This window comes from Pseudoalteromonas denitrificans DSM 6059 (genome assembly GCF_900112265.1).
Lineage (GTDB): Bacteria > Pseudomonadota > Gammaproteobacteria > Enterobacterales > Alteromonadaceae > Pseudoalteromonas > Pseudoalteromonas denitrificans.
In genome coordinates this window covers 25,325-40,626 of record NZ_FOLO01000033.1, presented here as the reverse complement: position 1 = coordinate 40,626, position 15,302 = coordinate 25,325, and the positions used below count along the sequence as shown (strand labels likewise).

The 15,302-nt window shown below is 33.5% G+C and carries 12 protein-coding genes and 1 tRNA gene; 7 read left to right on the top strand and 6 right to left on the bottom strand.

Annotation, left to right across the window (positions count from 1 at the left end; genetic code table 11):
• Nucleotides 1–5: 5 nt before the first annotated feature.
• Nucleotides 6–81: transfer RNA gene (locus tag BM088_RS17510), tRNA-Phe, on the bottom strand.
• A 447-nt stretch (nucleotides 82–528) separates the two neighbouring features.
• On the bottom strand, nucleotides 529–1,074 hold the full coding sequence (locus tag BM088_RS17505) for a YkvA family protein (RefSeq protein ID WP_091987427.1): 546 nt from the start codon (nucleotides 1,072–1,074) through the stop codon (nucleotides 529–531).
• A gap of 257 nt (nucleotides 1,075–1,331) precedes the next feature.
• Here BM088_RS17505 and BM088_RS17500 point away from each other — a divergent pair, with 257 nt between their 5' ends.
• Together BM088_RS17500 and BM088_RS17495 are read left to right on the top strand one after the other, a co-directional pair.
• Nucleotides 1,332–2,198, top strand: a complete 867-nt coding sequence (locus tag BM088_RS17500; RefSeq protein ID WP_091987424.1) for a DUF4097 family beta strand repeat-containing protein — start codon at nucleotides 1,332–1,334, stop codon at nucleotides 2,196–2,198.
• A 28-nt stretch (nucleotides 2,199–2,226) separates the two neighbouring features.
• Nucleotides 2,227–4,440, top strand: a complete 2,214-nt coding sequence (locus tag BM088_RS17495) for a tetratricopeptide repeat protein (protein ID WP_091987420.1) — start codon at nucleotides 2,227–2,229, stop codon at nucleotides 4,438–4,440.
• Between the two features lie 44 nt (nucleotides 4,441–4,484).
• Here the strand turns inward: BM088_RS17495 and BM088_RS17490 are convergent, their stop codons facing one another.
• Together BM088_RS17490 and mutY are read right to left on the bottom strand one after the other, a co-directional pair.
• A complete protein-coding gene (locus tag BM088_RS17490) occupies nucleotides 4,485–4,760 on the bottom strand; it encodes an oxidative damage protection protein (protein WP_091987417.1) in 276 nt (91 codons plus the stop codon).
• 51 nt (nucleotides 4,761–4,811) lie between these two features.
• Complete coding sequence (gene mutY / locus BM088_RS17485) at nucleotides 4,812–5,858, bottom strand: A/G-specific adenine glycosylase (RefSeq protein WP_091987413.1); 1,047 nt, start codon at nucleotides 5,856–5,858, stop codon at nucleotides 4,812–4,814.
• Between the two features lie 139 nt (nucleotides 5,859–5,997).
• On the opposite strand from mutY, the gene trmB reads away from it, so the two are divergent.
• The 5 genes from trmB (at nucleotide 5,998) to arcA (ending at nucleotide 10,910) form a co-directional block, all read left to right on the top strand.
• Entirely contained in the window at nucleotides 5,998–6,723 is a 726-nt protein-coding gene (gene trmB / locus BM088_RS17480; RefSeq protein WP_091987410.1) for a tRNA (guanosine(46)-N7)-methyltransferase TrmB, read from the top strand.
• Nucleotides 6,724–6,728: 5 nt separating this feature from the next.
• Nucleotides 6,729–7,778 (top strand): methyltransferase, encoded by a 1,050-nt coding sequence (locus tag BM088_RS17475; protein ID WP_091987407.1) that lies wholly within the window; start codon nucleotides 6,729–6,731, stop codon nucleotides 7,776–7,778.
• A gap of 97 nt (nucleotides 7,779–7,875) precedes the next feature.
• A complete protein-coding gene (locus BM088_RS17470; protein ID WP_091987403.1) occupies nucleotides 7,876–9,495 on the top strand; it encodes a HAMP domain-containing sensor histidine kinase in 1,620 nt (539 codons plus the stop codon).
• A 1-nt stretch (nucleotide 9,496) separates the two neighbouring features.
• Entirely contained in the window at nucleotides 9,497–10,045 is a 549-nt protein-coding gene (locus BM088_RS17465) for a YfiR family protein (protein WP_177208091.1), read from the top strand.
• 148 nt (nucleotides 10,046–10,193) lie between these two features.
• On the top strand, nucleotides 10,194–10,910 hold the full coding sequence (arcA, locus tag BM088_RS17460) for a two-component system response regulator ArcA (RefSeq protein ID WP_091987396.1): 717 nt from the start codon (nucleotides 10,194–10,196) through the stop codon (nucleotides 10,908–10,910).
• A 75-nt stretch (nucleotides 10,911–10,985) separates the two neighbouring features.
• Here arcA and arcB read toward each other — a convergent pair whose 3' ends face one another.
• Both arcB and BM088_RS17450 read right to left on the bottom strand, forming a co-directional pair.
• Nucleotides 10,986–13,316 (bottom strand): aerobic respiration two-component sensor histidine kinase ArcB, encoded by a 2,331-nt coding sequence (gene arcB, locus BM088_RS17455; protein WP_091987392.1) that lies wholly within the window; start codon nucleotides 13,314–13,316, stop codon nucleotides 10,986–10,988.
• A 76-nt stretch (nucleotides 13,317–13,392) separates the two neighbouring features.
• A complete protein-coding gene (locus BM088_RS17450; protein ID WP_091987388.1) occupies nucleotides 13,393–15,198 on the bottom strand; it encodes a type 1 glutamine amidotransferase family protein in 1,806 nt (601 codons plus the stop codon).
• Between the last annotated feature and the right edge of the window lie 104 nt (nucleotides 15,199–15,302).

Below are 15,302 nucleotides of genomic sequence, written 5' to 3'. Positions count from 1 at the left end.
ATAAATGGTGCCTCGACGCGGAATCGAACCACGGACACGAGGATTTTCAATCCTCTGCTCTACCGACTGAGCTATCGAGGCAGTACCTAACAAACTAAACAGCTCGTCTTGGTGTGCGGCGTATTAAACTGGTTTTGCCTGTTCAAGTCAACTTTTTTTTCACTCTATTTTTTGTTTGCACAGTTTTCAAACAAGTTAATGATTTAAAGCTTAATAAGCAATCAAACCAGCGCTAACAAAACCCTATTTCAGAAACTAAAGCCAAATATTTAAAGATATTATTATTTTAAGTAAAGTTAAAAAGTATCACTTAAAAAGGCTTTAAATCAGAAGGTGGAAACTTTTTATACAAGCAAGCTAAATAATTTTATCAAAAACTAAAAAGTATTCATCTTACCTACTATTTTTTAGCGTTTTTAAATGCAAAAGAAATATATATTAAATTTTAACGATATTTTGATACGAGAAAGGAATTGAAAATATTTAAAGATAAGCATGGCTCACCTTTAAATATTTATAAGGTTCTAATTAAAAAACCCTAAATGAAAAGCCTCTTCCACCTCGGCTTTTACGACGGGATCGCATTCGACTGTGTAGCTCTTTACGTTTTGACTCTAACCATTCATCACGGGTAATTGTTTCAGGGTCTTTTCGAACTTCTTCACGTGAGCGATATTCACAAAACTCAATAAACGCTTCCATATCATCTTTAAGTTCGGCAACAACAAGCTCAATCATGATAGCATCATCTAAAAAGCCTAATACGGGAATATGATCTGGTATCAAATCTTCGGGTTCACTAAAATAAGCTAAAGCACTGATCACATCTTGACGCTCTTCATCCGGTATTTTCCACTCAGTATCTTCAATCATTTCAACTAAAGTTTCTAATTGTTTCAATCTGTGAGAAACAAATTCGGGCACACCTGTTTTAATTTCATTTGATAAGGCACGTACTTTATCCAAAATATCTTTTTCATCTAAATTACCGACTCCTGACTGTGCTTTGCGCATCACGTCACGAAAATAATCTAAATCACTGTCTTGAAGGTTAAAAGTAATGTCTAACGACATAAATATTACTCCTTAAAATCCATCTTTGATTATTATTTATAGAAAATAGTCAGCAATGCAGCAAACTAATTTCTAAATTAGTTTCATTTTATTAAATATTGTTTAACAAAAGTAATCAATGTTTAATTGAATACAAAGGTAATTTTTACTTAAGTGATTCATAACAAACTGCTGAAACATCTGTTAACCGTTTTGCTCTTTTATTAGACGGTTTTTTTTGTATACTTAGAAACATGTTTTATGTGTGGAATTTATTTTTGAAACAACTATTTTTACTTTTATCTTTAGCCTTCATGTCTACAATTCATGCGGGAGAATTAATCAATAAAACCATTGAGGTTCAGTCACCTAAAAATATATTAATTGACAACTTAAGAGGTGATATTGAAATTTTTGGCTGGGACAAAAATAAAATTGTAATTAAAGGTGAATTAGATGACTCTGCAAAATCTCTTGTTGTTAAAAATAAAGGCCATAAAGTTTATATTAAAGTAAAAATGAAAGGCGACTCTCATTCTGGAGATGGCTCAGATTTAAAAGTTTATATTCCCGCTTCAACTTCTTTATGGTTCAAAGGGGTTGATACTTCCTTTAGTTTTAATGATTTAAATGCAGGTATAGAAGGTCGTACTATTAATGGTGATTTAGTAATAAAAAATGTTAAAACCAAAATAAAAGCCTCAACGGTTAGTGGGGATGTAAATATTATTAATTCAAATGGTTACGCGCATATAGAATCAGTTACTGGCACGATAGTTCTTTCAGGGAAATACCAAGAAGCTTATATAAAGTCTATGTCTGGCGAAATCAAATCCACTATTGACCAAATACAAAACTTAACAACTGAAAATGTATCTGGTCATACAGCTATTCAAGGGATACTGCAAAACAAAGCCCAAATAAAATTATCCAGTGTGAGTGGTGCAATAAAATATAAATCTAAGGGCAAACTAAATGCGGCTTGTGAATTGAAAAGTCAATTTGGAGGCCAGATAAAAAATAAAATTACACAAGATCAGCCCAAACGTTCTATGTTAAAACAAGAACTAAACTTTATGTCTGGCGATGGTTCAGGCAATTTAATTATTAGTACAGTAACAGGCTCAGTCTCAATCGAAGATTAATATTCTCAAATCGAAATATGGAGCATAAGTGAAAAGTCTCACTGAACAACTAAAGCAAAGACAAGTATTTAAAGTTGCAACTATTTATGCTGTATCTGCTTGGCCTTTGATCCAAATAGCAGATTTAAGCGTACCTGCTTTAGGCCTACCTGACTCGTTTATGACTTTATTGCTTATTATCTTTATTTCGGGTTTTCCAGTCAGTTTAGTTTTTGCCTGGCTTTTTAACTTTACCGAAAGTGGTATTGTATGGGCTTCAAAAGATTTACATCAAAAAAGCTCCCCACAAACAAATTTGCAAACAACGCTTGCGATTGTAGGTTCGCTCTTGATTGTTTTTATTGCCACAGCTGGTAGTCAACTTTATTTCGAAAAAGATTTAGACGATATTGAATTTAGCACTGAACCTACAAATAGCACTACAACCACTCAAGAAATAAAAAAAGAGTCTATAGCTATTTTACCTTTTATCGCTTTTAGTAATGATCCTGAAGATGAGTTTTTTGCCGATGGTATGGTTGAGGAGTTATTAAATTTATTAGCAAAAATCCCTAAATTGCAAGTGACTGCTCGAACCTCATCTTTTGCTTATAAAGGAGTATCAAATAAAACAATCACAGAGATAGGTAAAGAACTCGGTGTTGATACGATTTTAGAAGGCAGCATTCGAAAGAGCGATACAACAAATCAAATTAGAGTAACTGCGCAGCTTATTAAAGTAAGTACTGGTGAACACCTTTGGTCTGAAACTTATAATCGGGAATATAAAAACATTTTTCAAATCCAAGATGATATCGCCACTTCAGTCGTAAAGAAAATGACAGCAACTTTATTAGGGCAAAGCAGCCAGCATCAATTTATTGCAGAAACAACGAATGTCAATGCAATGATTGAGAATGGTAAAGGTCAAAATGAATTAAGCCATAGAACATCAGCATCTATCACTAAAGCACTTAAACATTTTCAACATGCAATTAATTTGGATAATCAATATGCTAGAGCGTATGTTGGTATTGCTGATGCGAATATATTGCTGACTCTCTATGGTAATTTAGATAAAAAAACGGCCAGTAAAAATGCCACCCAGGCAATAAATAAAGCATTAGAAATTGATGAAAATTTAGCTGCTGCTTATGCGTCTAAAGGTTTATTACTTTCCGCAATGGATAAACAAAAAGCTGAAGCCTCATTTAAAAAAGCATTACAACTCAATTCAAACTATGCAATGACATACATGTGGTATGGATCTTTATTAAAGGAAAAAGGTCAATTAAGAGCCGCTCATGAACATTTTGAAAAAGCGTTAGAGTTAGACCCTAAATCATCTGTTGCGGCTTTCAATGTAGCTTGGGGGTTCTATGAAGCAGGTTCAGAAGATAAAGCAATGGCATTATTTTCACAGATTATCGCTAATGACCCATACTATCCCGGCGCATACAATCTTGTTGGTAAAATTTTATTCGAAAGAGGCCGTTTAGATGAATCAATAGAAATGTATGATCGTGCTCTAGCAATCGACAAAAATAATAAATCCGCACTGAAGGGCTTGATAATATCTACAATTGACTTAGGTAATATTCAAGCTGCTAACCTTTGGTTAGAATACGCAAAATCAAACCAAGAAATACTTTCTAATAATGAAATTGATTTTTTAACCTCTCGATTATATGCCAGTCAAGGAAAGTTGAGCGATGCAATAACCCTTTTGAGTAAAATTAAATTTGAACATACAGAAATGGGATTTAATGATTATATTCAAGGTGAAATATCATTTTTTGAAAAGGACTATTCAACTGCAATAATGGCATTCGAAAGACTGTATCAACAAAAAAATAGAACCCCATTTTATTATATGGTTAAGGGTCAAGGTGTTGCCCACTTAGCTTATGCATATAAGGCTAATGGAAATGATCAAAAAGCTGAAAAGATAATTTTAGAGTTTGAATCCTTTTTACAAGAAGGTATGAGTAAAAAAACAAATAATCCATCCTACTTTTATAACATGACCTTATTAAAGTCATTGCAAGGTAAAAAAGGTGAGGCATTTTATTATTTACAAGGTGCGATTGATGTTGGTTGGGTTTCTGTTTGGCGTGCTCAAGCAGAGCCTATTCTGACCTTATTACAAAAAGACACCCAGTTTTCACAGATGATGGGCGGAGTAAAAGCTAGATTAGCAACTATGCGCGCAAAAATGGAAGTTAAAGATGAGTTTTCATTCGCTGAATTTCATGATCTCTAAAAATTTACACCACTCCTGATATTTAGGAGTGGTTCATATACAAATTATTTTTTTTCTTGTGGTTTATAACCTTCAATTTCAACGTCTTTATTTTCAAATAAAAAACCTGTCATTTGCTCTTCTAAAAACAGACGGTGTTCGTTGTCCATCATATTTAAGTGCTTTTCATTAATTAACATCGTTTGTTTATGTTGCCACTGCTGCCATGCTTCTTTTGAAATATTATTAAAAATTTTTTCACCCAGCTCACCTGGATACAATTGATAACCTAGACCTTCTGCATCTTTTTGTAGTTTTTGACAAAATACGGTACGTGCCATTTTATAAATTCTCTTTAATGTTCAAAATATGAGATTATTTTAATGTGTAGCTCAAAATAATTCTATTAGTTTTTTGGTGGGGGCAGCTAAACCGACTTCTGATTTTTGTTTTAAGTCATACCAAATAATTTGATTATCATACATCACATCAGGATGAGCATTTAATTCAACTACAACAGGGTTAATTGTTAACTTAAAATGGGTAAAAATATGAACAAATGAACTCAAGTACTCAAGGTTACTTTTAATCCCTTGTTGAGCAAGATATGTATTGAGTTTTTTATCATCATCAAATTGTAAAAAGGCGTGTAACCCTCCCCAAATTCCCTGACTAGGTCTTTTTTCTAGTAACAATTGCTGCCCTACTTTAATAATAAGCATATGACAACTACGTTTTGGCACTTCTTTTTTGGGTCTTGGGTGTGGATACTGCTTTACTAGACCATTTTCATAAGCTTTACAACGCGTATTCAAAGGGCATGGTTCACAATCAAATTTAGCCCTTGAACACAAGCTAGAGCCTAAATCCATCATAGCCTGATTAAATTCAGTCACTTTATTTTTAGGTGTCAGTTGTTCACTATGTTTCCAAAGTCTCTGCTCTACGGCTTTATTGCCGTACCAACCTTCTAGCATAAAAAAACGAGCCAATACGCGTTTTACATTACCATCTAAAATGGCATGATGTTGCTGCAATGAAAGAGATAAAATAGCGCCTGCAGTTGAGCGACCAATACCTGGCAATGCAATCACGTCATTAATATCGGTGGGAAATACACCTTTATACTGCGTATGTATAATTTTGGCTGATTTTTGTAAATTACGTGCTCTAGCGTAATAACCAAGACCAGTCCATAAATGCAAGACTTCATCTTCACTTGCATTTGCTAAAGAAGCAACATCAGGAAACCTTTCCATAAACCGTTCAAAGTAAGGAATGACAGTGATCACTTGAGTTTGTTGTAACATGATCTCTGATACCCACACTTTATAGGGTGTTTTATCTATTTGCCAGGGTAATGTTTTCCTACCATATAGGCTATACCAGTCAACGACCTTAGATGAAAACCATTTACTTTGTGATACTGTTAATTCCAACTTAATTAAACCCCATTCAAAATTATTCTCGCCAGTCTATTACTCAATATAAAAAGGTCAAGAGATTACTTGTGCCAGAGGAGTCTTATAGGGATAATACGCCACCGTATTTAGGCAGATGACATGGTTGGTAGTAAAAATGAGTGAAAAAGATCAAACTCGATTAGAGCAAGCAAAAGAAAGTGGCAAATATATTCGAACGATTCGTAGCTTTGTAAAGCGCGAAGGTCGCCTTACAAATGGTCAAGCGAATGCCATTGAACAAAGCTGGCCAACCATGGGTTTAGTGCATGAAAACGGTCTGCTTGATTTTAAACTCACATTTAATAATGATAATGATGTTGTTCTAGAAATTGGTTTTGGAATGGGAAAATCATTGGTTGAAATGGCAACTCAAGCTCCCGACCAAAATTTTATCGGCATTGAAGTACACCGACCAGGGGTTGGAGCATGTTTATTAGATGCAGCTCAAGCCGAAGTAACAAACTTAAGAGTATATGAACATGATGCGGTAGAAGTTTTAGCTGACTGTATTGCTGACAACTCATTATCGAGAGTGCAATTATTCTTCCCTGACCCTTGGCATAAAAAACGCCATCATAAACGTCGTATCGTTCAAGCAGAGTTTGTTGAAAATTTACGTACAAAATTAAAAATTGGCGGCGTATTTCATATGGCAACCGATTGGGAAAACTATGCAGAGCACATGCTTGAAGTTATGAATTCTGCAACAGCATTCAAAAATCAGTCTTCAAATAATGATTATATGCCTCGCCCAGACTTCAGACCGTTGACTAAATTTGAGAAAAGAGGACATCGCCTTGGTCATGGTGTTTGGGATTTAATGTTTGAGAGAGTGGAGTAAATAAAATGGGTCAGCTTACCAATCCTAGTAAATTGTTATTGCGCAATGAGCACTGCCTTGAAGCTGACTCAATTTTAATTATAAATTTTAGCCAAGATGGTTTTTTGCAGCAATTAGATACGTTAAATATCCATCAAAACATTACAGCTTTCACTAACAATTTTGCAACCAAAAGTTCAGAAGAAAAAATATCGAAAGGCGATATTATATTAGATGTTGAATTGCCTAAACATGATAAAGAACATAAACCTTTTGATTTAATTGTTTATTATTATCCAAAAGCAAAAGCTGAAGCACTCATGATGCTCGACAACATTCGTGCAATTTCATCGCAAACAACACGCTTATTAATAGTGGGTGAAAATAAAGGCGGCGTAAAGTCATCTGAAAAACAACTTAAATCACTATGTAAAACTTCAAATAAAATAGACTCTGCCAGACACTGTCTTTTATATCAATTTAACGGGTTAGAAGTAAAATCAGGTTTTGAGATTGAACACTACTTAAAAACTTTTGAATTAGACATCAAAGGAAGCAAAGTAAAAGTTGTTAGCCTTCCTGGTGTATTCAATCACGGAGAGTTAGATTTAGGCACTAAATTATTATTAGAAACAATGACTGTACCAAGGTCAGGACATATTCTAGACTTTGGTTGTGGTGCGGGTATTATCAGTGCGTATCTTGGTATTCAAAATCCAAAGCTTAATTTTACCTGTTTAGATGTAAGCTCACTTGCAACTAAAGCGACACAGCTTACTCTTGCAGCTAATAATGTGTCGGGAAAATGTGTATTAAGCGATGGCTTAAGCAAAATAAATACTCTGTTTGATCATATTGTCAGTAATCCTCCTTTTCATACCGGTCTTGCTACTGATTATGATATTAGTGAGCAGTTTATAATTAAATCGAAACAACATATATCAGCCAAAGGTAGTCTCACTATCGTTGCAAATAGCTTTTTAAAATACCAACCATTTTTAGAACAAAGTTACCAAGAATATATAACCGTTTCAAAAACAAATAAATTCACCGTTTACCAGTGCATTAAAAAATAAGAAAGCTGACTAATTTCGTTTTTTTATTGCCTATTTTTAAGTTAGATCTTAACATCAAAGAAGATATTTTTTTTAAATAGACCTAACTTAACTAAATATGCCACGATACGGCCAAATAATTAGTATAAAAAAAGCCCTAATCAGAACAGTAATGCTCATTACTGTTCTGAGTCTTACTCTATCAGTTTCAGTTTCAACCTATCTTGATATCAGAAAACAACGCATAATTACTTTAAATAAATTAACAACTTTTGCCGATATTATTGCATTTAATGCTCAAATCAGTTTGCTATTTGATGATGATGAAACTGAACAAACACGGCTAAAAGCATTTAAAGCTGTAAAAGAAATCAAAAACATCCATATTTATAAACTCGATGATTTTAGTAATGAAACCATTTTTTTCACAAGTTTCAATGCCCCTAACACCCCCCCTGTACCTACTAAAAAAAATAAACTAAAAGCCCCCTTTGAACCTGAATACAGTGGCAATTATGTCGATGTTATTAGACCAATAATGTTTGAGGAAATTATCCAGGGCTACGTATATATTCGTGGTGATTTATCAACCTTAAATGCGTATATCAAAGATAAACTTATAATAGATTTCTTAGTTGCATTTATTGTATTGTTTGTCGTTTTTCTATTGAGTATTAAAATTCAACGCCGCTTGGCTAAACCCATTGAAGGCTTAAGTGCTTTGGTACAAGATGTTTCTAAAAATAAAAATTACGATATCAGGGCACCCCATGTAAATGTATTTGAACTAAACCAACTAAGTCATAGCTTAAATGTATTATTTTCAAGGACTCAGGCCCAGTTAGAGCGACAAAAAAAAGATGAACAAGAAATAAGATTATTAAATCAGAATTTAGAAGAGAAAGTAAATCACCGAACTATAGCGTTAAAAGAAGCAAATCAAGAGCTACTAAATACACTTGAACGTATGCACCAATATCAAAATCAAATTGTTGAAAATGAAAAAATGGCCTCCTTAGGGCAAATGGTTGCTGGTGTTGCCCATGAAGTAAATACACCAATAGGCTTAGGGATCACCGGTTCCACCTTGCTTAAAGATAAACTTTTTGAAATTAAAGGTGCTTTTGATAAAAAAACATTAACATCAAAACAGCTGTCTAAATTTATAAATGATGGCATTGAAAATTTAGAGCTTGTTTATCGTAGCCTAAATAGAGCCGCTGAATTAATATCAAGTTTCAAACAAGTTGCAGTAAGCCAAGACACAGAATCTTCATTAATGATTAATTTAAATAAATTAGTCAATGAAGTTTTACTTTCAATGAAAGCGGAAATAGGACTTACCTCACACAAAATTCAAATTGATTGCCCTGAAACATTAAACATTCAATCAAAAGCAGGACCATTGCATCAAATTTTTCAAAATTTAATTGAAAACTCCCTGATCCATGCTTTCGATAAAAATACTTCTGGAAATATTCAGATTAAAATTACAATGATAGGAAAAATATTCAGAATTGATTACAGCGATGATGGAAAAGGTGTGCCCGCAAATATAAAAAATAGAATTTTTGATCCATTTGTTACTACTCGCCGTGGCGAAGGTGGCAGTGGGTTAGGCATGCATTTAGTTTATAATTTAGTAACACAAGCGCTAAAAGGACGAATAGAACTTGAAGAAAACAAAAATGCAGGTGTTCATTTTATAATAACCATTCCACTTGATGGGGATTTATAAAATGAATAAATCTCTCATTTATCTTAATAGGCTATATATATTAATTTTTGTTATTAGTATTTTTACTTTTTCATCTTTTGTTAACGCAAAAACATTAACTGAAGTGCGATCAGCATTTATTTTTCAAATGTCTAAATTTATTGAATTTCCTCCCCCCTCACTCAATACTATTAACTTTTGTTTTTTTGATAATGAACAAGGGCCAGGAAAACTACTACACAGTAAAAAAGGTTTATATTCTCAAAAATTACCAGTAAAAGTTATTATTTTAAATAAAGTTGAAACAACAAGTGAACTAAATCAACAATGCAACATCATATATTTAGATGAAAAGATACAAAGTCAAGTAAACCAAGAATGGATCAACAAAATAAAACCAAGTATTGTTGTTATTGGTGAAACAATAGAATTCTTAAATCTTGGTGGACTTGCTGCTTTAATACAAAAAGGTAATAAAATTAGACTTTATATAAATAAAGATAAATTATCTCAAAGTCAGGTGAAAATAGAATCCAGATTACTTGCCTTAGCCAAATTTCATCCTCAGTAGCGGATTAATGCTTTTTCGATATTTGTAATATCTTCTCGTGGGTTTTACTTGTTAACAAATCGATAAGCACCTATAATCGCTAGATATTCGCACGATTAACATTTTTACTATTAATTGTAAATAAAACATTTCCAAAAGGTTACAAATGATGCAAACGCCTGTCATTCTAATCGTAGAAGACGAAGATGTCACAAGACTGAATCTCGTTAGTTTATTCCAAGCTGAAGGATACAAAGTTGTCGAAGCCATTAATGGTGAAGATATGCACGACAAACTTTCAGCAAATGATGACGTTAACTTAGTTGTAATGGACATTAATTTACCCGGTAAGAACGGCTTAATATTAGCTCGTGAATTAAGACAGCAAAAAAATGTTGGTTTAATTTTTTTAACGGGTCGTGATAATGATGTTGACCGTATTTTAGGTTTAGAAATTGGTGCTGATGATTACATCACAAAACCTTTTAATCCACGTGAATTAACGATTCGTGCTCGCAACTTATTAACTCGTACATCTACTTCAGAAGATGAAAATGAATTAAGCACTGATGGTATAGTTACATTTAATGGTTGGGAACTAGATGAAAACAGTCGTTGTTTAACTTCTCCGGCTGGTGACTCTAAACGCTTACCTAAAGGTGAATATCGTGCTTTACGCTTGATGTTAGACTCACCAGGACGCATTTTCAGTCGTGAACAGCTAATTAAGCAAATGACTGGTAGAGAATTACGTGCTAATGATAGAACTGTTGATGTTACTATTCGACGTATTCGTAAACATTTTGAAAGTGATGAAACAACACAAGAGTTGATCAGCACAATTCATGGTGAAGGCTATCGCTTTATTGGCAAATTAGATAAGTAAATTAAGTTAAGCACTTTCAAACTTAATCCAAAACCCGTTACTATATTTTATAAATAACGGGTTTTTTAATACACTTTAAAAAGCGTGCAACAAGTACTCTTCTAAGTTTTCAAGGCCCTTTGAAATACTTTCTGGTAATTCATCAAGCCAAATTTGTAATTGCTCTAGGGGCTCACTATGAGTTTTATCTTCCATCTGTTTAGCTGATAACTGAACTGACTTTAAACCAACAGAGCCCGCAGCCCCTTTTAATTTATGTGCAACCGACTGATACTCATCCAAATCATTTTCATCAAGCGCTTTTTGCATTTCAGTAATATATAAAGGGCCTAATTTTTCTAATAATTTACTACTTTTAATAAATGGTTCAACCCCCATAGAGCCAACAAAGTCATTAATTGTTTCTAATTCGAGTAATTTGATATATGTTTTGTCTTCTTTTCCTGCTCGTAAAGACATTATTTTAGGTTGAACTTGAGACTCTTCAGATACAGCTGAGTGTGGAAATAGTTCTGCGAGCATACGATCTAATCGACCGGTATTTATTGGTTTAGCTAACGCTCCTTGAATCTTAATATCTGCTAAATCAGCTTCAGCGCGTCTAACATTAGCTGTTAAGGCCACGATAGGGAGTTTATCAAAAAAGCTATCTTCTCTGATAATACGTGCAACTTCATCACCATTAATATCAGGTAATTGCATATCAAGTAAAACTAAGTCTAAATCATCTTCAGTTTCAACAAAAGAAAGCGCATCTTCTCCTGTTTCAGCCCAAATGACCTCATGTCCTCTTTGTTCTAATAAATTAGTCGCTATTTCAGCATTAAGAGGAACATCTTCAACTAATAATATATTTAATCCTCGACCATCATAAATCCTTTGTTCTGGTGCTTTTGTTAATGTAAGCGGGATCTCCATTGTAAAGCAACTTCCTCGGCCTTGTTCACTTTCAACACTAAGTTTACCGCCCATAGCTTGAACAAGCGCCTTAGTCACGGCAAGACCAATACCTGAACCTAAAGCATTACTGCCATTAATATCTGGGACTTTATAGTACATATCAAATATTCGATTAATCTCATTAGAAGCGATGCCAATACCACTATCAGCAACCTCAATCACAAGCCAAGGTTTACTATTATGGTACTCTCTAAAACAACTAAAGCTGACACCGCCTAAATCAGTAAATTTAACTGCATTATTAATTAAATTCCACAAAACTTGACGTAAACGAGTAGGATCTAATTCAACAAATACATCTAACTCTCCTTGCTGTTCAACTTTAAATTCAAGTTCTTTTTGTTGCGCAATAACCCCGCCAAAATTAATAACATCATTTAAAAAGTCGGATAAATTAATGCTTTCACAAGCAATATCCAACTGCTCACGATCAATTTTGTCCAGATCAATTATATCGTTAAATATATTACCTAAGGTTTCGGCACTTGAAAAAACAGTATTACACCAACTTTTTTGCTCTGTACTTAAATCTGTATCTAATAGCATGCGGGTTAGGCCCACAATACCATTTAAAGGTGTTCTTAACTCATGGCTCAAGGTTGCTATAAATTTACCTTTATCTTTATAGGCTGTTTCTAAGGCTTGCTCAGCTTCCTTACGGCTTGTAATATCACGACCAAAGCCTAATAAACCTATATACTCTTTTTTATCATTAAAAAATGGTACTTTTCGCATTTCAAACCAACGACTCTCATCATTAACCACATATTCCACATCTAAAGTTACCGCAATATGTTTTTGCTGTACTTCTTTATCAGTATTTAAAACTGAAGGTAAATGTTTTCCGGTGTAAATTTCACTTGCGTGTTTGCCTATTAAATTTTCAGCTGCGATACCAATGACTTGCTCAAACATGCGATTACATCCGGCAAAACAACCATTTTTATCTCTGTAATAAAATAAATCTGGAGATGAATCAACAATAGATCTTAATAAAACACCTTGTTTAGCAAGCTCTTGCTGAGTCTTTTTACGCTCTGCTATTTCACGCCTTAACTCATCTATTGCACGGCGTTTAGCCTGAAAGGCCATTTTTCTTTCATCTATTTCGCTATTTAAACGTTGAATATTATCTTTTAAAGTTTGATTAAGCAGTTTTTCTTGCTGAGTTGCACTTTCTAAAAAATCATGGGATGCATTTAGATGTAAAATGAGGTTTATGGTGACGTAAACTAAAACAGGGGAGAATACAGCAGTTAAAATTATGTTTTCTAATAAATCAAGCCAAGCAATTGACCCAAAAGCAACATAATAATAAGTACAAGACAATATTAAAGCAAAAACTAAAAATAAAGAATATAGAATAGCGCTTGCTTTACTGTTACCCCAGCGAGTAACAAAAGAAGATAAAATACGAACCCAAGGGGTAAATGATGATTCAATCATAAAAATAAAAGGAGCCCTGAATTAAATAACCCCTCTATTGTAATAAACTCATCACCATTTGTACTTATAAATTAGACTAATTAAGTATTTTTATTTGGCTTGATATACTTGCAAAAGAACAAGTACTTAAGTTTTTATTATCTAAAGTAATTAAGCCTTTACGAGATGTACTTGAAGCATCTTTTTTAAGTAATAAGGTATACTCCAACCCTTGGATATCACCAGAGCCTTTGGCCTCTAATGCTCCAGTATTACATAACATCTTATTCAATTTATAGAAGTTATACCTAGCAAAAGGTTGTGATGATGTTACTGTAGGGCTTTGAGTGTTTGTATTATTTGTATATTTCCAGCTTGCAAAGTCAACTGTAATTGCTTTATTTCGCAAAGTCATTTTATCTTGATGCGTTAAATAATAACTTGTAAATTCATCTGTTATTAGTTCCTGTTTGAGACTATCAGTCAAAGCTATTTTTGAGGTATCAAAAACCCAAAAACCACCTTTACCTAAAACAGTAAATTCAACAATGTCACCATTTTCAGTTTTATCACTCGTGATAGCAATACTCGTTAATTTATCTAACCCAAAAGCAAAACGGTTATCTGTTTCTAATGCAGTTTTTATTAACCTTGGTTGGCGTGCCAATGAGCTAATTTGAGTATCAAACACACCCCAAGGAAAAACATTTAAAATTGATTTGTTTAAATATCCTAAGTTACGTTCAGCCTCAAGTGAAATACAATCGAGACCTAGGCTACACGCTTCATTACCTGAACTCATTACAGTAGAAGGCGTTAACATTACCTGAAGTCCATCACCAGAAAATATCGTTGACCTATTACTTAAGGCGTGAATACTATCACCTTCAAGCCCTAAAATTATCTGCTTATTCTGTAACATTTCTTCAAGTTTTAGAAGTACATCCGACTTTTCTCCTGTCGGTGTATAAAAGCTATGAAATGAAAGTAATGCACTACCATCCGCAATGAAAAGTGCGTCAGATTTTTTTAAATTATCAACTATTTCATTTTTCTTTTTACAACTAGCTAACTGCTGCTTAAAAAGATCCGGATAAAGAATTTTTCTTCGATAGCTGGCTAATTTTTTGATTTGAAATTCTTCAAGACTATCACATGCTGTCAAATCGTATTGTTTTGCGGCTAGTGCAGTTTGCATGGCTGCATCAACAGGCAACCAAGTCGCTTCAAAACCTAAATCTTCAAATAATGCTTTTAAATAATCAACTCTTTTATAAGGGTCCCTATCGTTTCCGGTGATAAATGCAATGCGAGGTTTTCTTTTTTTCCCGGCAATTTTCACTGCCGCTTTATAAAATGCATTGTAAGCTAATAAAGAAGATTGATTTTCAGTGGCTTTAATATCAACAGCTGTAATAAGACGTTTACCAGAGCTTAGAGATTGTTTTTGTTCTAATAAATCAAATAAGTTTCGCTTTTCAAATTCAAACAAATTTGACCAAATATCTCTTCCTTTTAGCGGTTCATTTAAATAGGTGAGGTTCTCACGCCTAAGCAATCTCACGAATAACCTTTCGTTTAATTTTTTTCCATCTAGCTTAGGTTTAAGAACTTTTAATAAAGCGATTGTTTGTAACTTAAGTTCAGGTTGTTCTGTCCAGGGAAACTCACTTAGCCTTGTAAGGGCATCATCAGTTATACTATAAATGGCTGGTTGCTTTGAATTATCGGAAAAACCTGACTCTTTTTTTTCTTTGCTACAATCTTGCATATTGTCACTGGCACAAAAAGATAAACCTTGACCAAATAAAAATAAATCAGGTGTTGCTGCAATACTAGAGGCCATATCAACTAAGGAAAATAAACCAACAAAAATACCGATTTTAATTTTACGCAAACTCATACTAATACCGTTTTATTATTCTTTTAAAGAAACCAATGTTTTTCTATAAGTTTTAACTTAGAGAAATTAACCTTTGGGCAGCATTCTAGCAATAACACACAGCA